Origin of the sequence: Streptomyces sp. NPDC021080 (assembly GCF_044333225.1) — a bacterium.
In the GTDB taxonomy this organism is placed as follows: domain Bacteria; phylum Actinomycetota; class Actinomycetes; order Streptomycetales; family Streptomycetaceae; genus Streptomyces.
In genome coordinates this window covers 93,987-118,409 of the sequence record NZ_JBIRQM010000006.1, presented here as the reverse complement: position 1 = coordinate 118,409, position 24,423 = coordinate 93,987, and the positions used below count along the sequence as shown (strand labels likewise).

Genomic DNA, 24,423 nt, shown 5'->3' with positions numbered 1-24,423 from the left:
CGTGGGACTTCGTCCCTCGTGAGGTACAGCGCAACCAGTCCTTGCGCAGCGCACTAGGCGTTGCGGCCCCGACGCGCCGTGATGGCGACGGATCGAATCCGTCTCGGGGTACTGCGGGCGGCCGTCTCTCACCACATCCCGACCACGGCCGCCCCTCCCTCCACCCCAGAGGAGCACTCATGCCCGCTGCCGTTGAGATCGTTTCCTTCGGCTACCTGCACGACGAGCCGCCCGCCGCGCACTTGACCATTGACCTGCGCGACCACTTCCGCGACCCGCACGTGAGTCCCGAACTGCGGTACATGACCGCGAACGACGAACCCGTCCGCGCCGCGGTGCTGGCCACCCCGGGCATCGCGGCACTGGCACTGGCGACCGCAGCCGCAGTCGACGCCTTCGCGTCCGGGCCGTCCTGCGGCACCGTCACCGTCGCCGACGGATGCGCCGGCGGCCGCCACCGCGCCCCCGTTTTCGCCCGAGCACTGGCCGAACTGCTGCGCGACGCCGGACACGACGTGTCCGTCCACCACCGCGACCTGGACAAGCCCATCGTCCAGCGCTGATCACTTCGCCCCGATGGCCGCCAAGCCGGTCGGGGCGCACATCCCGAGCGGTCGCCTCTCACCACCAGGCCACGACCGCCCGGCGCCTCTCCACCCCTTCGACATCAGGAGCGCTGCCATGCGTGCCTACATCGGCGGCCACCAGGCCGTGAACGACACCGATTTCCTCGAACTCGCCCTCGGGACCCCGGTTGAGCTGTGGCTCGGGGTCCACGGCGAGAGCGACGAGGAACGAGCGGCCCGGCTGGACGCAGCCCGCGACATCCTCGCCACCCCCGAGTACCAGGACTTGCCCGACCGCGTGAGCCGAGTCGCCGCCGAGGCGATCGAAGCCTACGCGCCGCAACTGTTCAACATCGTCGAACTGCCGCGACCGGCGCGGCACCGCACCCCGCGACAGGGGGCTGCGGCATGAGCACCGCGACCGAGACACCCGTCCCTGCGGTGCCGCAGCTGTCGAGGCCCGAGCTGTGGCTGTTGGGCACAGTCGCCGTGACGGCGGCCGGGGTCGGCGGGCTGGGCCTGGCGTCCTCGTTCGAGGCGGTATCGGCAGCAGGCGCCCGCTGGGGGTTCGCCTCCCCGTGGATGCTGCCGGTCGGTATCGACGTGGCCATCCCGGTGTTCACGGCGGCGTTCCTGCTGCTGATCCGTACGGACATGCCGCTGAGCTGGGTGCGCTTCGTTCCGTGGGCTCTGACCGGGGTGACGTGCTGGCTCAACATCGCGGCCGGACACTCGCTGTCCGCGAAGGTGGCGCACGGCACGATGCCGCTGCTGTGGGTGGTCCTGTCCGAGGTGGCCGCGCACGTCTACGCCTCCCGGATCGGCGCCGTCACCGGCCGGCGGATGGAGAAGATCCGCCGCTCTCGCTGGCTGCTCGCCCCGCTGTCCACGTTCGCCCTGTGGCGCCGCATGACGCTGTGGGAGATCACCTCATACGCGGACGCGCTGGGACGCGAGCGGGAACGGCAGCTGGCCCGCGCCCAGCTGCGGCAGCAGCACGGCCGCCGCTGGCGCTCCAAGACACCCCGCCCCGAGCGGGTTCTGCTGAAGCTGGGAGAACTCGCCCCGGCCAGCGAGGACCTGCCGCCCGTGCTGCCGCAGGACCCGGAGCCGCCCAACCAGGACGCCGCGAAGCCGGCGCGCAAGCGCCGCACCACCAAGGCCAAGACCAGCAAAGCGCCCCGGACTCCCGCGGAGCTGCTCGCGGAGGCGCGGACGGCCACGGCGGAGTGGACGGATGACGCGATCAACGCGGAGGCGATCCGGACCACGCTGCACTGCTCGGCCGCGAACTCCCGAGTGCTGCGCGACCTGTTGCTCAGCGAGCGCGCCGACGGCCGACGCCTGCACCCCATCACCGACAGCATCGAGGGCGCCCCGGAGGCGGTGGCATGAACACCCAGGTAACCGCTCTGCTCTCCGCTCTGCCGCCCGCTGCGGGCTGGGCTGTCCACGCGTGGCGGCTGCGCTCCCGCCTCGACACGGCACGGCGTGACCCGCTGACCGGCTTATGGACCCGTGACGGGTTCACCCGCCGCGCCGCCGCCCTGCTCAAGGACCCTCGGTCGGTCGTGGTGCTGGCCGACGTGGACCGCTTCAAGCAGATTAACGATACCTACGGGCACGCCGCCGGCGACGCGCTGCTGAAGGCGACCGCGGACCGGCTCGCCCAGCACGTCGGCCGGGCTGGGGTCGCCGGGAGGCTCGGGGGCGATGAGTTCGCCGCCGTCCTCATCGACGAGAACGGCACCGCCGCCGACCTGCTCACCGTCCTGCGCGGCGTCCTCGCCCGCCCTGTCGACGGCCAGGACCCCGCCGTACGCACCACGGTCTCGCTGGGCTGGGTGCGGGCAGCGGACTTCCCGGCTGACGACCTGTCCGGCCTGTTGCGGCGGGCGGATGAGGCGATGTACGCGGCCAAGCAAGCCCGCGCCGGACTGCGCCGCGCGGGACTGGGCCGGCTGTTCGCCACCGTCACCGGACGGCGTGCCGGGCGCACCGGCGCACGGACGGACCGGGCGGTCGTGGGGGTGGCGGCATGAGCGAGCCCCTCGCGGCCGTCGGCACCTGGCGGCCCGTGATGGAAGCGGCCGGGCACCGCTGCCAGTGCGTCGGCGCGTGCGGCAACGAGCACGCCAAGAGCGACGGCCGCTGCCCGCGCGAGCACGACGGCTACACCAGCAAGCACGGCCACCGCATCCGCCTGATCGCCGCGCCCGCCGACCCGCTCACCCCGCCCGTCAAGGCGGCCGCTCTGCCCACGTCGGAGCTGCGGGCCTGGTGCCCGCAGTGCCACACCGCCGTCGCCCGCTCGGTGCGCACCAGCGAGGTCCAGCCTGTTGAGGCACCGGCCCTGTTCGACCTCTGACCTGAAAGGGAGATCAGACATGAGCCTGACGTTCACCGATCTGTTCTGCGGCGCGGGCGGGTCCTCCACCGGCCTGGTCGGCGCGGGCCTTGAACTGCGGCTCGCCGCGAACCACTGGCAGCGCGCCGTGGAGACGCACGCCGCCAACCACCGCCAGGCGGAGCACCTGTGCGCGGACATCAACAACTACGACATGCGGCGCCTGCCCCGGACGGACATCCTGTGGGCGTCACCGATCTGCACGGAGATCTCCCCGGCCGGCGGCAGGCGCCGCACGCACGGACAGCTCGCCCTCGAACTGGAGGAGTACGGGCGGGTGGAAGACGCAGGCTGGGAACGCACCCGGGCCACCGCCTACGACGTGATCCGCGCGACGGAAGTCCACCGCTACGCCGCCGTGCTGTGCGAGAACGTCCTCGAATTCGCTGTCGACTGGGAGCTGTTCGACTGGTGGCGCGGCGGCATGGAACTGCTCGGCTACCGCTCCCAGGTCGTGTCCGTTTCCTCCGCCCACGTCGGGGGAGGAGACAACCTGCCCGCCCCGCAGTGGCGGGACCGGATCTACGTCGCGTTCACCCGCACCGACGTCCCCGCTCCGGACCTGACGCCCTCGCCGCTGGCGTACTGCACCGCCTGCGGGCAGGACGTTGGGGCGGTGCAGACCTGGCGCAACGGCCGCCGGGTGGGCAAGTACAAGCAGCAGTACGACTACCGCTGCCCGAACACGGCCTGCCGTCACGCCCTGGTGGAGCCGTACGTGCGGCCGGCCGCGTCCATCATCGACTGGTCCAACCTCGGCGTGCGGATCGGCGACCGTAGTGTGCACGGGCTGCGCCCGCTGGCCGCGAACACCATCAAGCGCATCCGCGCCGGGCTGAACCTGCTCGGTGACGCCCGGATGGTCCTCACGGTCAACCACGGCGGGCACGACGGCCGCGCGGTCCCCGCCGACACGGCGCCGCTCGCGGCCCGCACGGTGAAGATCGGAGACGCGGTCCTCATACCGACCGGCGGAACCTGGAACACCACCCCGACCCTCACAGGCGAGCCGATGCGCACCCGGCTGGCCAACCCCAAGGGCTTCGAGGCACTGCTCACCCCGCCGCCGGTCGACGACTCGTTCATCGTCACGCTGCGCCGCAACGCCACCGCCCGCCCGGTCTCAACGCCGGTCGACACGGTGACCGGGCAAGGGCGGCACCACTGGCTCGTCATCCCCTACCGCAACGCGCTCGCCAAATCGGTCGGCGAGCCGCTGCACACGCTCGGCACCAAGGACTCCGCCGGGCTGCTCGGCCCGGCACCAGAACTGGACGACTGCCACTACCGGATGATCCAGCCGCGCGAGCAACTGCTCGCGCAGCGCTTCCCGGCCGACTACATCGTCCACGGCAACAAGGGCGAGCAGACCATGCAGGCCGGAAACGCCGTGTCCTGCAACGTCGCCCAGTGGATCGGCGAACGCGTCACCGCAGCACTGGCCCGCACCGCCGCCCACGCCGCCTGACCGGCGTGGCCACCAGATGGCCGCAGGTGGCCGCTGTATGGCCTAGCGGCGCTTAAGGCCACCAGAAAGAGTCATGACACGGGCCCGGCCGCCCACCTCCTACAGCGTCGGCCGGGCCCGCTCTCCCTCACACCCGAAAGCGGAAGGAAGTTCAGTGAACCACCCCGACAACAACGAACTCTTCAACCGGCTGGAAGCAGAGATGACAGCCGACCCCCGGGCCGAGGTGGTCGACCTCGGCAAGGCACGATCAGCGCGGACCGAGTCGGCCGACCAGTCACCCGACTCCGGCACGGGCGAGTCGGGCACGGAGTCGGCCGACCCGACCGTCCGCGTGATGGTCGACCGGTCGGCACCGGCCGTCACCGGTCCGGGCTATCTCGGTCGGCTGGCCGGAGCCAAGCGCCGGGCGGTCGTCCCGCTCTGGCTGAAGTCGCTGGCGGAACTCAAGACCGCGTCCGCGTGGGTGGCCCGCCACTACGCCCACACCGCCGGGTATCACGCCCTCCGCGCCCCGGTCTACGCCGCCCGGCTCACCTTCCGGGCCCCGACCGGGCTGGCCCGGTTCGTGAGTGGCACGATGCGGTGGGTGGCCGACCGTGAGGGCGAGCCGGTCCGCCTCGCCGCCGTGCGCCGCGAGGACGCTGCCGAGTACCTGAAGCTGTCGCGGCAGCGCGACGGCCGGGTGAGGCTGCGCACCATCGTGGCCGTGCTCGCCCTGTTCACCGGAATCGGTGCCGCACTCGCCCTCTACGTCCTCGCCCCGGACTGGCTCCAGGCGGTGTCGGTGGCCGCGGTCGTGCTGGCGTTAGGCTCCGCCGGACGCCAGGCCGATGCCCCGGTCGTCCACAGGGCTGTGGAACTTCCCGACGCGCCCAAGCTCACCTCGGACATCGTGCTCCGGGCGCTGGGGGCGCTCGGTATCCCGGCGATCAACCAGGCGCAGGGCAAGGGCCGGGACGGGTTCGCCTTCACCGCCCCGATCACCCGTGACGGGCCCGGCTGGCGCGCCGAGGGCGACCTCCCCTACGGCGTGACGGTCACCGACGTGATGGACCGCCGGGAGCGTCTCGCGTCCGGGCTTCGGCGCCCGCTGGGCTGTGTGTGGCCCGAGGCGGTGCCGGACGAGCACACCGGACGCCTGGTGCTGTGGGTCGGCGATCAGGACATGTCCAAGACCAGGGCGCCCGCATGGCCGCTGGCCAAGTCCGGGACGGTGGACCTGTTCAGGCCCGCCGCGTTCGCCACCGACCAGCGCGGACGCTGGGTCGAGGTCACCCTCATGTACATCGCCGGGGTGATCGGCGCGATCCCGCGCATGGGCAAGACGTTCCTGCTGCGCCTGCTCCTGCTGCTCGCCGCCCTGGACCCGCGCGCCGAAGTGCACAGCTACGACATGAAGGGCACCGGCGACCTGGACCCGGTCGGCGACCAGGTCTCCTACCGCCACCGGGCCGGCGAGGACGAGGAGGACTTCGAGTACGCGCTGGCCGACATGCGCGAGGTCCGCGGCGAGCTGCGCCGCCGCGCGAAGGTGATCCGCTCGCTTCCCCGGGACATCTGCCCGGAGTCCAAGGTCACCACCGAGCTGGCGGACAAGCCGGCGCTGGGACTGCACCCGATCGTGATCGGGGTGGACGAGTGCCAGAAGTGGTTCGAACACCCCAAGTACGGGGCGGAGTTCGAGGAGATCTGCACCGACCTGGTCAAGCGCGGCCCGGCCACCGGAATCGTGCTGCTGCTGGCCACGCAGCGCCCGGACGCCAAGTCGCTGCCCACCGGCATCTCGGCGAACGCCTCGGCCCGCTGGTGCCTGAAGGTCATGGGCCAGCTGGAGAACGACATGGTGCTCGGCACCTCGTCGTACAAGCGTGGGGTGCGGGCGACCATGTTCGCCTGGGCCGACAAGGGCATCTGCTACTTCGTCGGCGAGGGCTCGGACGCCCGCATCGTGCGCTCGGTGAACGTCAACTCGGTGCTGGCCGAGGCCATCGCCCTGCGCGCCCGCGCACTGCGCGAGAAGGCGGGCACGCTCGCCGGACACGCCCTCGGTCAGGAATCGCAGGTCAGCGAGGTGGCCGGATACGACCTGCTCGCCGACATCCTCGCCGTTGTCCCTACCGAGGAGCCCAAGGTGTGGTCCGAGACCGTCGTCGCCCGGCTTGCCGAACTGCGGCCGGACGTCTACGGCGGCTGGGATGCCGAAGGACTGGCCGCGGCGCTGAAGCCCCATGGCATCGCCACCGGCCAGGTGTGGGGCAAGACCGAGTCCGGCAAGGGCGCCAACCGGCGCGGCATCGAACGCGCCCGCATCACCACAGCGATCGCGGAGCGTGACGGAAACCGGGATGCGGGCTGAGCGGGAAACGCCGCTAGACCTAGCACCACGCCCCGCTAGGTCTAGCGGCACCGCTAGCACCCCACATCGCATGTGATCAGGACGCTAGTGCCTAGCGGCCCACCAGCGGAAACCCCGAAAACCCGCCCGAAGGGCCCGTCATGACCCCCATCCTCGCCGCTATCGCCTGCCTGATCGCCGTCACGTTCGGTTACGGCGGGCTGTGTGCGGCCTCGCCGTTCGGCAACTGCCGCAAGTGCCGCGGCATGGGCCACGCGCTCAAGACCGACCGCAAGGGACGCCTCAAGCGCGGCAAGGACTGCCGCCGCTGCAAGGCCACCGGCAAGCGCATCCGCGCCGGCCGCTGGCTCTACAACCGCTGGGCCCGCATCTACCGCGCCGGCACCGACTGAGCAGACGACCGGCGACTGCCCGTCATGAGACGGACCCCGCTCCTAGCTGGAGCCAGGCAGGCGCGGTCGCCGGTCTGTCGCCCCGAACTTGCCAGCACCCGGGGCGCGCAGAGCCTATCCACCCGCCCACCTCGCCCGGAAGCGAGTTCCCGTGATCCTCAACATCTCCGCCGTGCTGCTGTTCGGCGCCGCGTCCGCCCTTGCCGTCAAGACCAAGTCCGCCGGCGGCGGCGCCGCCCTGGTGCTGTTCCTGTTCGGCTTCTTCGCCGCAGGGACCGGCGCCTACGAACCCATCCACAACCTCGTCCAAGCGTCCGCCACCGCGCTGGCCGACCTCGGCAACTGACGGGAGAGACCCTCGTGAACGAACCCATCGTCGCCCGGCACTGGCTCGCCCTCGCCGCGCCCAAGACCGCACCCGCCCTCGCCACCACGACCGTGCTCGCCCTCGCCCGCGTCTGGAACGCCAACGGCGCCGAACACTCCCTCGGCAACGCCGTGTTGATGACGGCCCTGTCCATCGGCGCCGCCGCGGCGGGCGCGTGCGCGAGCGTCGGCCATGCCGGAGACCCGGTCATCGCGGGAACCGCGTTCGCCGCCTCCGGAGCGCTCGCCTTCGCCGGCATCGCCGGATACGCCGACGGGCTTCCGCTCCCGCTGCTGCTGTGGTCCGTCGCCACCGCTGGCGCCTACGGCCTCGCCGCCCGCTACTGGCGCACCGACCGCCGCACCCGCACGGCGCACGAGCGGCATGTCAGCGACCGCCGCGAGAAACACGCCCACCTCGAACGCGTCGAGACCATCCGCGGCACCACACAGATCGAGGTGGCTCGCACCGGCGCCGCGTACGCCGAAGCCCTCGCGCAGGCCCTCACCGCCCGCGCCGCACTGCCCGGCTTCGACGCGCAGGCGCTCACCACGGCCGGGCTGCCCACCGTCGTCGGCCCGGTCGGCGACACCCCGCGCAGCATCGCCGCCGCGCCCATCACCCACCAGATCCCCACCCACACCGAAAGCGAGTGATCCACATGTCCGTGGGAGAGACCCCCATCACCATCGTCGGCAACCTGGCCGCAGACCCCGAACTGCGCTTCACCACCAGCGGCGCCGCCATCGTCAAATTCTCCGTCGCCTCCACCCCGCGCAGCTACGACAAGACCACCAACCAGTGGCAGGACGGCACCGCGATGTTCCTGCGGTGCACCGCCTGGCGCGACCTCGCCAACCACGTCGCCGAGTCCCTGACCAAGGGCATGCGCGTGGTCGTTACTGGCCGCCTGCGTCAGCACAACTGGAAGACCGACCAGGGCGAGAACCGCTCCATGCTCGCCCTGGAAGTCGACGACATCGGCCCCTCGCTGCGCTTCGCCACGGCCAAGGTCGAACGCGCCCAGCGCAACGGCGCCGGATCCGCACCGGCCAACGACGCCTGGAACAACGCCGCACCCGCTCCCGGCGGATGGGGCGCGTCCGCTCCGGCCGATGCCCCGGCGACAGGCGACGAGCCGCCGTTCTAGAGACGCCCGGGGCGGCCGTCTCTCACCACAAGACCACGGCCGCCCCGGCTCTCTTGTCCCTTCGACAGAACAGGAGACCTCCAGCATGACACCCACAGGCAAGACCGCGTCCCCGCCCTCCTTGGACCACCCGGACGGGAACCCCCTGCGCACCGCTCTGTACCTGGCCAACGCCGGAGTGCCGGTGCTGCCCCTGCGGGCAGGGAAAGTGCCGTTCGGCAACTGCCGCGCCTGCGCGAACGGCGCCTGCGGCGGCCGGCCGCACATGAAGAGCGCGGGCCCCTGCCAGTGCCCCTCGGCGTGCCACGGATGGGCCGCTGCCACCACGGACCCCGGCGTGATCACCTCCCGCGCGTGGGCCCCGGCATGGCAACAGGCCGCATCCGTCGCCTACCACCCGGGCGGCGCGGGACTGACCGTCGTCGACCTGGACAACGCGGCGGCCATCGCGTGGGCGCGCACGGCGCTCCCGGCCACCCGCACGGTGCCGACCACCCGCGGCCAGCACTGGCTCTACCGAGGGGCCATGCGGTCGGCCAACGCGGTCCGGCCCGGCGTGGACGTCAAGTCGCTCATGGCCTACGCCCGCTGGCTCGGCCCCGGCGACGGCCTCATGACGGACCTGCCGTCCTCCGTCCGCGCGCTCGCCGTGCGAGAAGAGGCCACCCCCGCCCGGGGGAGGGTGGCCTCTTCTTCCAGCGCGCGAGGGCGGTGGGACCGGACCGTTGCCACCGGGTGCAGGCACACCGAGCAGTACGTGCGCACCGGCCTGGACCACGGGCTCGCACTGGTCCGCAGCCACACCGAATCCGGCGCGGGATCGCAGGCCTTCCAGGTGGCCCGGTTCCAGGCCAGCCGGCACGCGCAGTGCCCCGGACCCTGCGGGCTGGACGCCATCGGCGCGCAGATCATCGACGCGGCCGTCTCCGTCGGCGTCCCCGAGCGGTACGCCCGCCGCGCCGTCGCCAACGGCCTCAACGTCGCCACGAATGGGGCGGCATGAGCACCAACCCGATCCCTCCACTGCACCTGTACTCGGTGCCCAGTGATCCCGAACAGGCCCCGCGCGAGCTGCCCAAACGGGAGCGCCCGCGCACCGCCTGGACAGCGGATCAACTCATGGTCGCAGAGTTCCCCGAACCCAAGTGGGCAGTGCCCGGCATCCTCGCCGAGGGCGTCAGCCTGCTCGCCGGACCGCCCAAGGTGGGCAAGTCCTGGCTGTCCCTCGGCCTGGCCCTCGCGGTCGCCGCTGGCGGAAACGCCTTCGGCTCCCTGTCCGTCGACAGCGGCCCGGTGCTCTACCTCGCCTTGGAAGACACCCCGCGCCGCCTCCAGACCCGCATGGGCAAGATGCTCGCGGGTCAGGCAGCCCCGGCCGGCCTGACCCTGGTGACCGAATGCCCGCCCTTCCCCCAGGGCGGCAGCGACGCCATCGCCAACTGGCTGGAGCGCAACCCGGACGCCCGCATGGTCGTCATCGACGTGTTCGCCAAGATGCGCGGCCAAGCCCCACAGGGAGTGTCCGCGTACGACGCCGATTACGTCGCGGTCGGCTACGCCAAGCGGATCGCCGATTACTACGGCATCGCCGTGGTCCTCGTCCATCACGTCCGCAAGGCAGGCTCGGACGACTTCCTGACCGAGGTGTCCGGCACCAACGGCGTCGCTGGCGCCGCGGACGCCACGCTCGTCCTGAAGCGGGCGCGGGGCCAGGCGGACGGCATCCTGCACGTGACGGGGCGGGATGTGGACGAAGCCGAGTACGCACTTCAGTTCCAAGCTGCCTCCGGCGCCTGGCAGATGCTCGACGGACCGGTCACCGACCACACCATCGGCGACACCCGCGCCGCCATCCTCCGCCACGTCCGGGAGAACCCCGGCACGCGTCCACGGGACATCGTCGCTGCGCTGCCGCAGCTCGATGCCGAGAACGTCCGCCGCACCTGCTCACGCATGGCCGCAGACGGACAGCTGACCAAGGACGGCGCTGGCCGCTACTTCCCGGACACCGAGAGCCGGACACAGGGAACGCCGGGGGTGTCCCAGCTGTCCGACTGTCCCAATACCGAATCTGACCTGCGTGAACAGGTGGGACAGCCGGAATCAGGACTGTCCCACCTGCCCGACCCGCGTTCCGCTGGCGACAACCTGGAAGGAACCGACCGTGGCGCGTGACGAGATGCTCACGATTCCCCAGGTCATAGAGGAAATCGGCGTGCCGCGAGCGACGTTCTACCGCTGGCGTCAGCTCAGGAAAGGCCCGAAGGCCATCAAGCTCCCCAACGGCTCGGTGCGCATCCGGAGGTCGGAACTGGAGCGCTGGATCGAGACGCTGGAGGAAGCCGCGTGACCTACCGCGACAACTCGAAGGGCGTCCGCGAAAGCGGGCGCCCGCCTGCGGCCGCAGAACCGACTCTGTCCACGGACGTACGGGTATGGAAGATCAACCAAGTCCGGAGCAAGAGAGCTCCGTACCAGCTTCGTTGGATCATCGCGGGCAAGGTCAAGACAGCCAGCTTCAGCACGGTTGCTCTCGCGGAAAGCCGCCGCTCCGAGCTGTGGCAGGCGATGCGTAGAGGTGAGGCATTCGATGTGGACACGGGGCTGCCGGAGTCCGAACTCCGCGCTGCCATCGCCAAGAAGCACATCAGGCCCGATCCGACGTGGTGGGACTTCAGCCGCGAGTACATGGCGGTTCGCTGGCGTACGACGGCTGCAAAGACCCGTGAAGGCCTCGCGGACAGCCTTGCCACCGTGGCGCTCGCCATGAGAGGCGACGGGGCGAAGGCGCCGACGCTAGAGGAGACAAGGTTGGCAGTGCGCTGGGCTGTTGTACCGGTACACAACGGCGAAGAGCCGCCTCCCGAGTTGCAGGAAGCCTGCACCTGGCTGGCGGCCCGCTCGCTTCCGCTGTCGGCCCTGACAGATCCGAGAGTGGTGCGAGACATTCAATACCGACTCTCGTTCAAGCTCGATGACACGCCTGCGGCGGCAGAGACGTATAAACGTCGCCGTCGTGGCTTCAACACGGCGATGGAGTACGCGATCGAGACGGGTTACCTCGCAGCAAATCCACTGGTTGGAGTAAAACGCAGCGGCGCCAAAAGCGGTGACGTGGTGGACCCCCGAGTCCTGGTCAACCAGGTGCAAGGCGCGCAACTCCTCACCGCTGTCTCGTACATTGGGTCCGTCCACCGAAACCGAGGGCGCCGGCTCGTGGCCTTCTTCGCCTGCCAGCTCTATGCCGCCATGAGGCCAGCTGAAGTAGTTGGCCTGCGCGAGGAAGACTGCTACCTCCCTGAGACGGGATGGGGCACTCTGACTCTGCGCGAGACACGTCCCGTGTCTGGTAAGAAGTGGACCGACTCAGGGAAACGTCACGACAAGCGAGGCTTGAAAGCCCGCGAAGCCAACTCGGACAGACCTGTGCCAGCACCACCCTTGCTGGTCGAGATCCTGCGTGCTCACATTCAGGAGTTCGGCCGTGCCATGGACGGAAGGATCTTCCAGAATGAGCGCGGCGACGTCCTCGGCACCTCTAGCTACTGGCGAGTCTGGCAGGAGGCCCGGCTGATCGGGCTCCCACCAGACAAAGTCGCTTCACCACTCGGGCGCCGGCCATACGACCTGCGCCATACCTGCATCACAAACTGGCTTAACGCAGGGGTTCCGGTAGCAGAGGTGGCCCGCCGTGCTGGCAACTCTCCCGAAGTTATTCATCGTCGATATGAGGGATGCATTGACGGGCACGAGGAACTGAATAATAGGAAGATCGAGAAGGCTATGGGATGGCGGGGAGGCGGCTAAGGGTGATGTGGAAGTGTGCGCTTCAGCTATGCGAAGTTAGGGAAATGGAAGGCATGACCGGAATACCCATCAAGGTGCACTCAGCGGAAATCTGATGAAATTCCCCAGACTGATATCTGCGGACATCGGTCTGGGGAGATCGATTTCATACGCTTTTAGCGACGTGCGCTAATTGTGCGGAAGTGACTCTCAATCTCGACCGGAATTGCCGCCACGGGCCTGCCAGTTATGGATTGCCAACACTGCCGCCGTTCCGACCCCTGCAACCGCAGCTGCGGCGGACGTCTGTTCTGCGCCAAGAACCCCCGTGAACACGAGCATGCAGAGGACTCCGACCACAGTCGACACGCTGATGATCAGTAAGTTCCGGTGCCGAGTCGGCCAGGGTGGCTGAACCTGCGACGGTTCGCCTGGGCTTTCTTGGCCATCCATCGTAGAATGGGACATGGAGAGGGCTTTCCCTTCTAGGGACCTGTGATAAGCCACTCCGGGCGGCCTCCTGTTACAGCAGGGGGCCGCCATTTTTCATTCAGGCGACCTAGGCCATCCGGGTGACCCGGTGCCTCCATGGTGTACCCGAGGACCCGTGGCAGGCAAACCCACGCGCCTTACCTTACGCCGAATGGTGGGCCCATATGCTCGCCCTTGTGGAAAACCGCTTCTTGCCTCGTCAGCGGCCTTATTTGACCTGGCGAGACGGTTATTGCGAAGTCGAGCACGCTCACCTTCAGCAAGTCGTTCTACCAAGGCGGACTGATCAACCGCAGGGCGGCCTTGTGCACCGCATACATCCAGTTCGTGTTCCTGGCGGGCGGCGCCGACCACGACCAGATGGAGCGGATGAGTAAGTACCTGTCCTCGATGTGCCGCAGGTGGAACGTCCAGCAGGTCAGGGAGATCGTTGCCGAGACGCTGCACGACCTCATCGACCCGATCATCTACGACGAGGCGGCGTCGTTCATCGAGCAGCACCACAGGGCCGGCCGGGACGTCGTGATCGTGTCCACATCCGGCGTCGAGGGCGGCTGCTTCACGGGTGAGGTGGAGTACTACGCCTACGGGCCGACGAAGGACGAGGCGATCAAGGTGCTGGCCACGTCCGAGGACTCCTCCACGCGCGCGGTACGTTGACGTCCGTTTGTGGTGGATTAACGTCCATTTACTAACCCTTTGGATCTGGGGGTTGCGGTACAAGGGATTCAACGGCCCGCGAGACCGTGGGCGCCTGCGAGGATCGCTGCTCGTGCGCCAGCCCCTTCGAGGTTCCTGAAACTCACTCACCGCTCACTCGCGATCAGTGCGTGACAACGACAAAGAGCCGGACCCAGTAGGACTGGGTCCGGCTCTTATGTCTGGCACTTTCGCTGGTCAGCGGGTTGATCGCGCTGGTCCGGCTTCTGTGCCCCCGGCAGGATTCGAACCTGCGCACACGGCTCCGGAGGCCGTTGCTCTATCCCCTGAGCTACGGGGGCGTGTCGGGCGCTTGTGTGCGGCGACGGGTAGAACCCTACCAGCTCTTTCAGGGGTGATCGCCACGTCTTTTGGTCGGGGACGGGTGGTGTTGCGGGGGCGCGAGGGAGGAGTGAGAGGCGAGTGGGGGAGCGGGCCCGGGGTGGGCGGGGCCGGCCTGTGGGGAGGGTGGGGGCCGCAGGGGGCGGAAGTGGGGAAAAGCCGGACGCGGCGGTGGGCGCGGACCTACTCTCGAGTTGTGCCAGGCGCGTCCGGTCGGGTGCTTGTTGTGGACGACAACAAGGTCATCCGGCAGCTGATCAGGGTCAACCTCGAGCTGGAGGGTCTCGAGGTCGTGACCGCGGCTGACGGTGCCGAGTGTCTGGATGTCGTTCATCAGGTGCAGCCCGATGTCGTCACCCTCGACGTCGTGATGCCCCGGCTCGACGGTCTGCGCACCGCCGCCCGGCTGCGTGCCGACCCGCGGACCAGGAATCTGCCCCTCGCCATCGTCAGCGCCTGTACGCAGTACGAGGTCGAGGCCGGGCTCGACGTCGGTGTCGACGCCTTTCTCGCCAAACCCTTCGAACCGTCCGAACTCGTCAATCTCGTGAGGCAGTTGATGGAAGGGCGCGGACTGGGTGGTGCCGCGGGGGGCGTCGTCGACGAGGCCGAGCGCGCCGGGCGCACCGGGCATTGAGTCGACACGCCGACACACGCCGACGCTGGATGGCACTAGGCGGCACTGAGTTGTGAGGCCTTGCACCGGTCATCTGGTTGTGGGGCTTTGCATCGGGCGTTGATTCGTGCCGGGTGGGTCTGTTCGTCCGTTGAGTGGGCCGGACAGCATCGCCCTGGTGCCGGTCTGATCAGCAGGCCGTGGGGAGTGTCGGGGGAGGAGGGGGGAGGAAGAGCGGAGTGTCGCCCCGCCGATCACCAGGCCGTCAGGCCGTCAGGCCTCGGTCTCGACCTCAGCCGCGGACCCTGCCCAGCCCTGTAGGCAAGAGTCATGCCCCCGGTTCACCGTGATCGCGCGCCAGTGATGTCGGACACCCGGCGGTCCCTCCAGGGTCGCAGTGTCCTCCAGGATCTCAGTGCCCTCAGTGCCCTCAGTGCCCTCAGTGCCCTCAGTGCCCTCAGTGCCCCCTGCACCGGCAAGCGCACCCCTTGTGGCTGTCCCCGTGGCCGCCCCTTGGCCAGTGGCCCCGTCCCCGTCCACATCCCGGACCATCGCCAAACTGGCTCGCTTTCCCACCCCCCTCCTCCCCTAGGCTTGTCCCGTGACTCCCGTCGAGCTCTCCCGTACCGTGCTGCGCGCGGTGCGTCGTGCTGTCGACGTGGGGGAACTGAGCGTCTCCGTGCCCGCGAGCGTGGCGGTCACCCCGCCGGGGCCGGGTGGGTGCGGGGACTACGCGACGAACGTCGCCCTGCGGCTGGCCGGGCAGGCGGGGCGGCCGGCGCCGGAAGTCGCCGAGATCCTGCGGGCGTACATCGAGGGTGACCCCGGTGTCGCCGACGTGACCGTCACCGGGCCCGGTTTCCTCAACATCGCCCTCGCGGGCGGCGCGTCCGCCGGTCTGGTCGAAGAGGTTCTGGAGCACGGGGCGCGGTACGGGTACGGCGACACCCTCGCCGGGCAGGTCGTCGAGCTGCGCGTGCCCTATGACACCCGGGCCGAGATCGTCGCCGACACCCTCGTACGGATCGTCGCCACCCAGGGCGGACGTGCCGAGGTCCGTCACGCCGAGCCCGTGAACCTCCGACCCGTGCCCGCGCCCGAGGATCCCGCCCCCCTCGGCCACGACGCCGCCCGCTGGGCGCTGCTCCACCCCGCGCCGCACGACCGGCCCCGGATCAGCGCCGATCACCTTCTCCAGCGCGAGAGCAACCCTCTCTTCCGCGTCCGTTACGCCCACGCCCGCACCCGGGCCCTGCGCCGCAACGCCGCCACCCTCGGTTACACCAGTGCCCCGGGGGACGTACGTCCCTCTGCTGTATCTGTATGCCGTGCATCTGTACGCCGCCCGGAGCGCTCCGGCGTCCTGGTCGGTGCCGGTGCCGGCACCGGTGACCTGCGTACGGGCGCCCCGCTTGGGGCATCCGACTCCGACCCGGTCGGTCCCACCCCCGCCGAAGCCGATCTCCTCGCCGCTCTGGCCGAGTACCCGCATGCCCTGCGTCTCGCCGCCCGGGACCGGGCGCCCGATCGGCTGGCGCGGCATCTCGTCGTGACCGCTGACGCTCTTCTCGGCTTTCAGCACGTCGTGCTGCCGCTCGGCGACGAGAAACCCTCGGCCGCCCATCGTGCCCGGCTCGCGCTCGCCGAAGCTGCCGGGGCGGTGCTGGCCGGTGGCCTGTCCCTGCTCGGCATCAGCGCACCCGAATACCTTTGACGAAGCAGAAAGCACCGCAGACATGAGCCGTTCCGCGCACCCCGCCGGACCCCGTCACGCCGACGTCCTCACCGAGGGCCACTACAGCGCCCCGCCCGCCGACCTCAACGCCCTCGACCCGAAGGTGTGGTCGCACACCGTGAGCCGTGGGGAGGACGGTGTCGTCCGCGTCGGCGGGCTCGAAGTCACCTCGCTGGCCGAGGAGTTCGGCACTCCGGCGTACTTCCTCGACGAGGCCGACTTCCGCGAGCGGGCGCGCGCCTGGCGCACCGCGTTCGGGCACGACGCCGACGTCTTCTACGCGGGCAAGGCCTTCCTCTCGCGCGCCGTCGTGCGGTGGCTGCACGAGGAGGGGCTCAACCTGGACGTGTGTTCCGGGGGTGAGCTGGCGACGGCCCTGTCCGCCGGAATGCCCGCCGACCGCATCGCCTTCCACGGCAACAACAAGTCCACCGACGAGATCCGTAGCGCCATCGAGGCCGGTGTCGGGCGGATCGTGCTCGACTCCTTCCAGGAGATCGTGCGGGTCGCCCACATCGCGCAGTCCCTGGACAAGAGGCAGCGGGTGCAGATCCGGGTGACGGTGGGCGTGGAGGCGCACACGCACGAGTTCATCGCCACGGCGCACGAGGACCAGAAGTTCGGGATCGCGCTCGCCGACGGGCAGGCCGCCGAGGCCGTACGGCGGGCGCTCGCGCTCGACGCGCTCGAACTCGTCGGCATCCACTCGCACATCGGCTCGCAGATCTTCGACATGGCCGGCTTCGAGGTCGCCGCCCGGCGTGTCGTCGCACTGCTGGCCGCGGTGCGGGACGAGCACGGGGTCGAGCTGCCCGAGATCGACCTCGGCGGCGGTCTGGGCATCGCGTACACCAGCGACGACGACCCCCGCGAGCCGCACGAGATCGCCAAGGCGCTGAGCGAGATCGTGACGCGTGAGTGCGAGGCGGCGAAGCTGTGCACCCCGCGGATCTCCGTGGAGCCGGGGCGCGCCATCGTGGGCCCGACCGCGTTCACGCTGTACGAGGTCGGCACCGTCAAGCCGCTCGACGGGCTGCGGACCTACGTCTCGGTCGACGGCGGCATGTCCGACAACATCCGGACCGCGCTGTACGACGCCGAGTACAGCGTCGCCCTCGTCTCGCGCACCTCCGACGCCGAGCCGATGCTCGTGCGCGTCGTCGGCAAGCACTGCGAGAGCGGGGACATCGTGGTCAAGGACGCCTTCCTGCCGGCCGACCTCGCGCCGGGCGACCTCATCGCGGTCCCGGCCACCGGCGCGTACTGCCGGTCCATGGCCAGCAACTACAACCACGCGCTCCGTCCGCCGGTCGTCGCCGTGAAGGACGGTGCGGCGCGGGTGATCGTCCGCCGTGAGACGGAGGAGGACCTCCTGCGTCTCGACGTCGGCTGAGCAGAAGAACACGGAAGCCGAGCAGAAGAACACAGAAGAAGAACGTCAGAGGAACAGTGTCCGCGCCCGGCTGCCCGGGAGCGACGGCAAGTGACAGGAGGTGACGTCAGGTGATCGGATGGACCGGATCGGCCGGGTGCAGACCGGGGCGGAAGATCTCCTGTCGTCACCTACCAGAAAAATGAAATGGACGTCTCACGATCCGGACGAAGGGTAGAAACTCCCGTCCGGTGAGTGAGACTGGTCCAACCGAACACGGTATGAGGAAACGAGGTCGGATGATGCGTACGCGTCCGCTGAAGGTGGCGCTGCTGGGCTGCGGGGTTGTCGGCTCAGAGGTGGCGCGCATCATGACGACGCACGCCGACGACCTCACGGCCAGGATCGGGGCCCCCGTCGAGCTCGCGGGCGTCGCCGTCCGCCGTCCCTCCAAGGTGCGCGCGGGCATCGACCCCGCCCTGGTCACCACCGACGCCACCGCCCTCGTCAAACGCGGGGACATCGACGTGGTCGTCGAGGTCATCGGCGGCATCGAGCCCGCCCGTACGCTCATCACCACCGCGTTCGAGCACGGCGCCTCCGTCGTCTCCGCGAACAAGGCGCTGCTCGCCCAGGACGGTGCCGCCCTGCACGCGGCGGCCGAGGAGCACGGCAGGGACCTCTATTACGAGGCCGCCGTCGCCGGCGCCATCCCGCTGATCCGGCCGCTGCGCGAGTCCCTCGCCGGCGACAAGATCAACCGGGTGATGGGCATCGTCAACGGCACCACCAACTTCATCCTCGACAAGATGGACTCCACGGGGGCGGGCTACCAGGAGGCCCTCGACGAGGCCACCGCGCTCGGGTACGCCGAGGCCGACCCCACCGCCGACGTCGAGGCCTTCGACGCCGCCGCCAAGGCCGCCATCCTCGCCGGGATCGCCTTCCACACGCGGGTGCGCCTCGACGACGTCTACCGCGAGGGCATGACCGAGGTCACCGCCGCCGACTTCGCCTCGGCGAAGGGGATGGGCTGCACCATCAAACTGCTCGCCCTGTGCGAGCGGGCCGCCGACGGGGGCTCGGTGACGGCGCGCGTCCATCCCGCGATGATTCCGCTGACCCACCCGCTCGCCTCCGTGCGCGGCGCGTACAACGCCGTGTTCGTCGAGTCGGACGCCGCCGGGCAGCTCATGTTCTACGGACCGGGCGCCGGCGGCTCCCCGACCGCGTCCGCCGTCCTCGGCGACCTGGTGGCCGTCTGCCGCAACAAGCTCGGCAATGCCACCGGCCCCGGCGAGTCCGCGTACACCCAGCTGCCCGTCTCGCCCATGGGCGACGTCGTGACGCGGTACCACATCAGCCTCGACGTGGCCGACAAGCCCGGTGTCCTCGCCCAGGTCGCCACCGTCTTCGCCGAACACGGGGTGTCCATCGACACCGTGCGCCAGTCGGGCAAGGACGGCGAGGCCTCTCTCGTCGTCGTCACCCATCGCGCGTCCGACGCGTCCCTCGCCGGGACGGTCGAGGCGTTGCGCGGCCTCGACACCGTGCGGGGCGTCTCCAGCATCATGCGGGTTGAAGGGGAGTAACGAGCAATGACCCACCAGTGGCGCGGAATCATCGAGGAGTACCGGGACCGGCTTCCGGTGTCCGACAGCACGCCGGTCGTGTCGCTCCGCGAGGGCGGTACGCCGCTCGTGCCCGCGCAGGTGCTCTCCGAGCGCACGGGCTGCGAGGTCCACCTCAAGGTGGAGGGCGCGAACCCGACCGGTTCCTTCAAGGACCGCGGTATGACCATGGCCATCACGCGGGCGAAGGAGGAGGGCGCGAAGGCCGTCATCTGCGCCTCCACCGGCAACACGTCGGCGAGCGCCGCCGCCTACGCCGTACGCGCCGGGATGGTCTGTGCCGTCCTCGTCCCGCAGGGCAAGATCGCGCTCGGCAAGATGGGCCAGGCCCTCATCCATGGCGCCAAGATCCTCCAGGTCGACGGCAACTTCGACGACTGTCTGACGCTGGCGCGCTCGCTGTCCGACAACTACCCGGTGGCGCTGGTCAATTCCGTCAACCCGGTGCGTATCGAGGGCCAGAAGACCGCCGCCTTCGAGATCGTGGACATGCTCGGCGACGCGCCCGACATCCATGTCCTTCCGGTGGGCAACGCGGGCAACATCACCGCGTACTGGAAGGGGTACAAGGAGTACGCCGCCGACGGCATCGCCGCGCGGACCCCGCGCATGTGGGGGTTCCAGGCGTCCGGCTCCGCGCCGATCGTGCGCGGCGAGATCGTCAAGGATCCGTCGACCATCGCCACCGCGATCCGGATCGGCAACCCTGCCTCGTGGCAGTTCGCGCTGGCCGCGCGGGACGAGTCCGGTGGTCTCATCGACGAGGTGACGGACCGTGAGATCCTGCGCGCCTACCGGCTGTTGGCCTCCCAGGAGGGCGTCTTCGTCGAGCCCGCGTCCGCCGCGTCCGTCGCCGGTCTGCTGAAGGCCGCCGAGCAGGGCAAGGTCGACCCGGGTCAGCGCATCGTCTGCACCGTCACCGGAAACGGTCTCAAGGACCCCGACTGGGCCGTCGCGGGCGCTCCCCAGCCGGTCACGGTCCCGGTGGACGCGGCGACGGCGGCGGAGCGGCTCGGTCTGGTCTAGTGCCGCGACGGGCACTGGCTCCCGGCCCGTCCGGCCGGCCCCTCCAGGTCCGGCCCGGCTCCGGGCCCGGTCCGGCCGGAAGCCGGACCGGGACGGTCGGGAAGCGGGCCGGGAAATGGCGGGAAGTCGTGCCTTCGTGGCGCGAATCCACCGGGTGCGGGCACGCCGGACGCAAATCCGCCGGGTGGCTCCCACCGGCCCCGTTCGGGCCGGGCAGGAGCCGTCCAGCCGGGGGAACATGCTGTGAGCGGGCGGAAAATCGCCGGAAAGCCGACGGAAACCGTCCGCTCGCGGGGGTCATCCCCATGCCGACCCGACAGGGGGTGCACGAGGGGCTTACGACACGCATCGTGCGCCTCCTGTGCGCCCTATGTCGCCACAGAACCTTCCTTCGATAGGCTGTACCTAACCCGCCCACCGCATATGCCGCGGTGCCGCGCGGTCCTTGCGGATTCCGGGTCCTCGTGCCCGCCCGCCGCAGTTCACCTCGCAGTTCTTCGAAAATCTCGTACATCACGCAGCTCAAGGAGAGTCATCGAGCGATGGCCGGTCCAGCGTTCCGCGCCGCCGCCGTCCGGGTGCGCGTCCCCGCCACCAGTGCCAACCTCGGCCCGGGTTTCGACGCCTTCGGCCTGTCACTGGGGCTCTACGACGACGTGGTCGTCCGGGTGGCCGACTCAGGACTGCACATCGACATCGCGGGTGAGGGCAGTCAGACGCTGCCGCGTGACGAGAAGCATCTCCTCGTACGTTCCCTGCGCACCGCCTTCGACCTGCTCGGCGGACAGCCGCGCGGTCTCGAGATCGTCTGTGCCAACCGCATCCCGCACGGCCGGGGTCTCGGTTCCTCGTCGGCCGCCATCTGCGCCGGCATCGTCGCCGCCCGCGCGGTGACGATAGGCGGGGAGAACAGGCTCGACGACACCGCGCTCCTCGAGCTCGCGACCGAGATCGAGGGACATCCCGACAACGTCGCGGCCTGTCTGCTCGGCGGATTCACGCTCTCCTGGATGGAGTCCGGCGCCGCGCGGGCGATCAGGATGGACCCCGCCGACTCCGTCGTCCCGGTGGTCTTCGTCCCCGGAAAGCCCGTGCTCACCGAGACCGCGCGCGGCCTGCTGCCGCGCACCGTCCCGCACGTCGACGCCGCCGCCAACGCGGGCCGCGCCGCACTGCTCGTCGAGGCGCTGACCCGGCGCCCCGAACTGTTGCTGCCCGCCACCGAGGACCGGCTGCACCAGGAGTACCGCGCCCCGGCGATGCCGGAGAGCGCGGCGCTCGTGGAGCGCCTGCGCGCCGACGGCATCCCGGCGGTGATCTCCGGCGCGGGGCCCACGGTCCTCGCGCTGGCCGACCGTGCGTCGGCCGACAAGGTGGCCGATCTCGCAGGTCAGGGGTGGGCCGCCAATCGTCTGGACCTCGACGCACAGGGGGCGTGCGTGCTGCCCCTCGCACCTGTCGAGGTCGATTGACAACGCACGGTTGCCGGATTTGGAGAGGGGGAATGTTTGTTGGATCCGGTAGTGTTAACCTCAAGTCTGCACCCGACCCCACCATGGCGAGGTGCTTCGAGTCCCTGTCCGGGACACCCATTCTTCCGGGAGCCTCCCAAACTGCTACGTGCCTTGCATTGGGTGCCATGCGCTGAGCAGTGCTGAGCACGCTCCGGAACCGGCGTGACCGAGCCGATGACACCGAACCTCAGTGCCACGGCTCCGTAATCGTCATCACCAGCAATGTCTTCCGCCGCTTTGGCGGACCACCGCCCCGGCACGGTCCACACAGCAAGGGCCAATGCCGGACAGCACAACCGGTCGCCGAGCCAGACAGGCCGACGTCCGCTCCAGGGAAGGACCCTTCGTGAGCGACACCACCGATCTGATGGGCGCACGTGTCGAGGAGACCGCTGCCGCGCCCGCCACGGACGCCTCCGCGCCTGCCACCGGTGCCGGCTCCAGGCGACGCCGCGGTACCGGCCTCGAGGGCATGGTGCTGGCCGAGCTGCAGCAGGTCGCGTCCGGCCTCGGCATCAGGGGCACCGCGCGGATGCGCAAGAGCCAGCTGATCGAGGTCATCAAGGAGGCGCAGGCCGGAGGTGGCGCCCCGGCCAAGACGGCGTCCGACGCCGCCGAGACCAAGCCGAAGCGCCGGACCACCTCGAAGGCCCGTACGGGTGACGAGGCCGCCGCGCCCGCCGCGGACAAGGCCGAGAAGGCCGCCGAGAAGGCCGTGGCCCAGCAGCAGATCGAGATCCCCGGCCAGCCGGCCGGCGGTCCCTCCCGCGCGAGCGACGCCGAGCGTGGGGGAGAGGCCGACCGCGGGGGAGACGACGCCCCCGCCGAGCGCCGCCGTCGCCGTGCCACCGCCGAGGCGGGCAGCCCCGAGACGGTCGCCGCCGAGGCGAAGGCCGACGCGCAGGGCGACGCCGAGGGCGCCGAGGGCCGTCGGGAGCGCCGTGACCGCCGTGACCGGGGTGGCCGCGACCGCGACCGCCGTCCGGTCAAGGGCGACGAGCAGCAGGGCGGCCAGGGTGCCGGCCAGCAGCGCCCGGACCGTCAGGAGCGCCAGGACCGCCAGCAGCAGGGCGGCCGCCAGGACCGTCAGGACCGCCAGCAGCCGCGTGACAGCGGACCGCGTGACAACGGACCGCGTGACAACGGACCGCAGGACGACGACGACTTCGAGGGCGGCCGCCGCGGCCGTCGTGGCCGTTACCGCGACCGCCGTGGCCGTCGTGGCCGTGACGAGATCGCCGAGCCGCAGGTCGCCGACGACGACGTGCTGATCCCCGTCGCGGGCATCCTCGACATCCTCGACAACTACGCGTTCATCCGTACGTCGGGCTACCTGCCGGGTCCCAACGACGTGTACGTCTCCCTCGCCCAGGTCCGCAAGAACGGTCTGCGCAAGGGTGACCACGTCACCGGCGCGGTCCGGCAGCCCAAGGACGGCGAGCGCCGCGAGAAGTTCAACGCGCTCGTGCGTCTGGACTCCACCAACGGCATGGCCCCCGACTCGGGCCGCGGCCGGCCGGAGTTCAACAAGCTGACGCCGCTCTACCCGCAGGACCGGCTCCGCCTGGAGACCGACCCGGGTGTGCTGACGACCCGGATCATCGACCTCGTCGCGCCGATCGGCAAGGGCCAGCGCGGTCTGATCGTGGCCCCGCCGAAGACCGGCAAGACCATGATCATGCAGGCGATCGCCAACGCGATCACGCACAACAACCCCGAGTGCCACCTGATGGTCGTCCTGGTCGACGAGCGTCCGGAAGAGGTCACCGACATGCAGCGGTCGGTCAAGGGCGAGGTCATCTCCTCGACCTTCGACCGTCCGGCCGAGGACCACACCACGGTCGCCGAGCTCGCCATCGAGCGTGCCAAGCGTCTGGTGGAGCTGGGCCACGACGTCGTCGTGCTGCTCGACTCGATCACGCGTCTGGGTCGTGCGTACAACCTCGCCGCCCCGGCCTCCGGCCGCATCCTGTCCGGTGGTGTCGACTCGACCGCGCTCTACCCGCCGAAGCGCTTCTTCGGTGCCGCGCGCAACATCGAGGACGGCGGCTCGCTGACGATCCTGGCCACCGCGCTCGTCGACACCGGCTCGCGCATGGACGAGGTCATCTTTGAGGAGTTCAAGGGCACCGGCAACGCCGAGCTCAAGCTCGACCGGAAGCTCGCCGACAAGCGCGTCTTCCCGGCGGTGGACGTCGACGCGTCCGGTACCCGCAAGGAAGAGCTCCTGCTCGGCAGCGACGAGCTCGCCATCACCTGGAAGCTGCGCCGCGTGCTCCACGCGCTCGACCAGCAGCAGGCGATCGAGCTGCTGCTCGACAAGATGAAGCAGACGAAGTCGAACGCCGAGTTCCTGCTCCAGATCCAGAAGACCACGCCGTCGCCGGGCAACGGCAACGACTGATCTCCTCGCGACCGAGGTCCCAGGCGACCGAATTCGCAGGGCAGAACCGCAAAGGGCCGCCCCCGTCACCCAGGTGACGGGGGCGGCCCTTTGTGCT

Annotated in this window: 22 protein-coding genes, 1 tRNA gene and 1 pseudogene; 23 read left to right on the top strand and 1 reads right to left on the bottom strand. The window is 70.1% G+C overall.

Features of this window, described 5'->3' with window-relative positions; all coding sequences use genetic code 11:
• Positions 1-179: 179 nt before the first annotated feature.
• The 16 genes and pseudogenes from ACH4S8_RS16325 to ACH4S8_RS16250 form a co-directional block, all read left to right on the top strand.
• Positions 180-563, top strand: a complete 384-nt coding sequence (locus ACH4S8_RS16325) for an ATPase (RefSeq protein WP_398394314.1) — start codon at positions 180-182, stop codon at positions 561-563.
• Positions 564-681: 118 nt separating this feature from the next.
• Entirely contained in the window at positions 682-978 is a 297-nt protein-coding gene (locus tag ACH4S8_RS16320; protein ID WP_398394312.1) for a hypothetical protein, read from the top strand.
• A complete protein-coding gene (locus ACH4S8_RS16315; protein WP_398394310.1) occupies positions 975-1,961 on the top strand; it encodes a DUF2637 domain-containing protein in 987 nt (328 codons plus the stop codon). The genes ACH4S8_RS16320 and ACH4S8_RS16315 overlap by 4 nt, the downstream gene beginning before the upstream one ends.
• Complete coding sequence (locus ACH4S8_RS16310; protein WP_398394308.1) at positions 1,958-2,608, top strand: GGDEF domain-containing protein; 651 nt, start codon at positions 1,958-1,960, stop codon at positions 2,606-2,608. Before ACH4S8_RS16315 ends, ACH4S8_RS16310 begins: the two co-directional genes overlap by 4 nt.
• Positions 2,605-2,934, top strand: a complete 330-nt coding sequence (locus tag ACH4S8_RS16305; RefSeq protein ID WP_398394306.1) for a hypothetical protein — start codon at positions 2,605-2,607, stop codon at positions 2,932-2,934. The genes ACH4S8_RS16310 and ACH4S8_RS16305 overlap by 4 nt, the downstream gene beginning before the upstream one ends.
• Before the next feature lie 19 nt (positions 2,935-2,953).
• Positions 2,954-4,441, top strand: a complete 1,488-nt coding sequence (locus ACH4S8_RS16300; protein WP_398394304.1) for a DNA cytosine methyltransferase — start codon at positions 2,954-2,956, stop codon at positions 4,439-4,441.
• A gap of 154 nt (positions 4,442-4,595) precedes the next feature.
• Positions 4,596-6,800 carry a cell division protein FtsK gene (locus ACH4S8_RS16295; RefSeq protein ID WP_398394302.1) on the top strand — a complete coding sequence of 735 codons (2,205 nt, stop codon included), beginning with the start codon at positions 4,596-4,598 and terminating at the stop codon, positions 6,798-6,800.
• Positions 6,801-6,940: 140 nt separating this feature from the next.
• Complete coding sequence (locus ACH4S8_RS16290; RefSeq protein WP_398394300.1) at positions 6,941-7,192, top strand: hypothetical protein; 252 nt, start codon at positions 6,941-6,943, stop codon at positions 7,190-7,192.
• Positions 7,193-7,343: 151 nt separating this feature from the next.
• Positions 7,344-7,538 (top strand): hypothetical protein, encoded by a 195-nt coding sequence (locus tag ACH4S8_RS16285; RefSeq protein WP_398394298.1) that lies wholly within the window; start codon positions 7,344-7,346, stop codon positions 7,536-7,538.
• 14 nt (positions 7,539-7,552) lie between these two features.
• Positions 7,553-8,215, top strand: coding sequence for a hypothetical protein (locus ACH4S8_RS16280; protein WP_398394296.1), 663 nt, complete (start codon positions 7,553-7,555; stop codon positions 8,213-8,215).
• A gap of 5 nt (positions 8,216-8,220) precedes the next feature.
• The gene (locus tag ACH4S8_RS16275; RefSeq protein ID WP_398394294.1) at positions 8,221-8,709 is read left to right on the top strand and encodes a single-stranded DNA-binding protein; all 489 of its coding nucleotides are present in this window, start codon (positions 8,221-8,223) and stop codon (positions 8,707-8,709) included.
• An 85-nt stretch (positions 8,710-8,794) separates the two neighbouring features.
• Positions 8,795-9,712 (top strand): bifunctional DNA primase/polymerase, encoded by a 918-nt coding sequence (locus tag ACH4S8_RS16270; RefSeq protein WP_398394292.1) that lies wholly within the window; start codon positions 8,795-8,797, stop codon positions 9,710-9,712.
• The gene (locus tag ACH4S8_RS16265; protein ID WP_398394290.1) at positions 9,709-10,884 is read left to right on the top strand and encodes an AAA family ATPase; all 1,176 of its coding nucleotides are present in this window, start codon (positions 9,709-9,711) and stop codon (positions 10,882-10,884) included. The genes ACH4S8_RS16270 and ACH4S8_RS16265 overlap by 4 nt, the downstream gene beginning before the upstream one ends.
• A gap of 4 nt (positions 10,885-10,888) precedes the next feature.
• Complete coding sequence (locus tag ACH4S8_RS16260) at positions 10,889-11,059, top strand: helix-turn-helix transcriptional regulator (protein WP_398395037.1); 171 nt, start codon at positions 10,889-10,891, stop codon at positions 11,057-11,059.
• Positions 11,056-12,516 carry a tyrosine-type recombinase/integrase gene (locus ACH4S8_RS16255; RefSeq protein WP_398394288.1) on the top strand — a complete coding sequence of 487 codons (1,461 nt, stop codon included), beginning with the start codon at positions 11,056-11,058 and terminating at the stop codon, positions 12,514-12,516. Before ACH4S8_RS16260 ends, ACH4S8_RS16255 begins: the two co-directional genes overlap by 4 nt.
• A gap of 635 nt (positions 12,517-13,151) precedes the next feature.
• A pseudogene (locus ACH4S8_RS16250) lies at positions 13,152-13,620 on the top strand (haloacid dehalogenase-like hydrolase); the annotation flags it as partial.
• Positions 13,621-13,916: 296 nt separating this feature from the next.
• Here ACH4S8_RS16250 and ACH4S8_RS16245 read toward each other — a convergent pair.
• Positions 13,917-13,988: transfer RNA gene (locus ACH4S8_RS16245), tRNA-Arg, on the bottom strand.
• Between the two features lie 188 nt (positions 13,989-14,176).
• Between ACH4S8_RS16245 and ACH4S8_RS16240 the strand changes: the two genes are divergently transcribed.
• The 7 genes from ACH4S8_RS16240 (at position 14,177) to rho (ending at position 24,326) form a co-directional block, all read left to right on the top strand.
• Positions 14,177-14,665 (top strand): response regulator, encoded by a 489-nt coding sequence (locus tag ACH4S8_RS16240; protein WP_398395035.1) that lies wholly within the window; start codon positions 14,177-14,179, stop codon positions 14,663-14,665.
• 580 nt (positions 14,666-15,245) lie between these two features.
• Entirely contained in the window at positions 15,246-16,358 is a 1,113-nt protein-coding gene (gene nrtL / locus ACH4S8_RS16235; RefSeq protein ID WP_398394286.1) for an ArgS-related anticodon-binding protein NrtL, read from the top strand.
• 22 nt (positions 16,359-16,380) lie between these two features.
• Positions 16,381-17,772 (top strand): diaminopimelate decarboxylase, encoded by a 1,392-nt coding sequence (gene lysA, locus ACH4S8_RS16230; RefSeq protein ID WP_398394284.1) that lies wholly within the window; start codon positions 16,381-16,383, stop codon positions 17,770-17,772.
• A gap of 281 nt (positions 17,773-18,053) precedes the next feature.
• Positions 18,054-19,343 carry a homoserine dehydrogenase gene (locus ACH4S8_RS16225; RefSeq protein WP_398395032.1) on the top strand — a complete coding sequence of 430 codons (1,290 nt, stop codon included), beginning with the start codon at positions 18,054-18,056 and terminating at the stop codon, positions 19,341-19,343.
• A 6-nt stretch (positions 19,344-19,349) separates the two neighbouring features.
• Positions 19,350-20,408, top strand: coding sequence for a threonine synthase (thrC, locus tag ACH4S8_RS16220; protein WP_398394282.1), 1,059 nt, complete (start codon positions 19,350-19,352; stop codon positions 20,406-20,408).
• A gap of 542 nt (positions 20,409-20,950) precedes the next feature.
• A complete protein-coding gene (gene thrB / locus ACH4S8_RS16215; RefSeq protein ID WP_398394280.1) occupies positions 20,951-21,880 on the top strand; it encodes a homoserine kinase in 930 nt (309 codons plus the stop codon).
• 388 nt (positions 21,881-22,268) lie between these two features.
• Positions 22,269-24,326 carry a transcription termination factor Rho gene (gene rho / locus ACH4S8_RS16210; RefSeq protein ID WP_398394278.1) on the top strand — a complete coding sequence of 686 codons (2,058 nt, stop codon included), beginning with the start codon at positions 22,269-22,271 and terminating at the stop codon, positions 24,324-24,326.
• Positions 24,327-24,423: the final 97 nt, after the last annotated feature.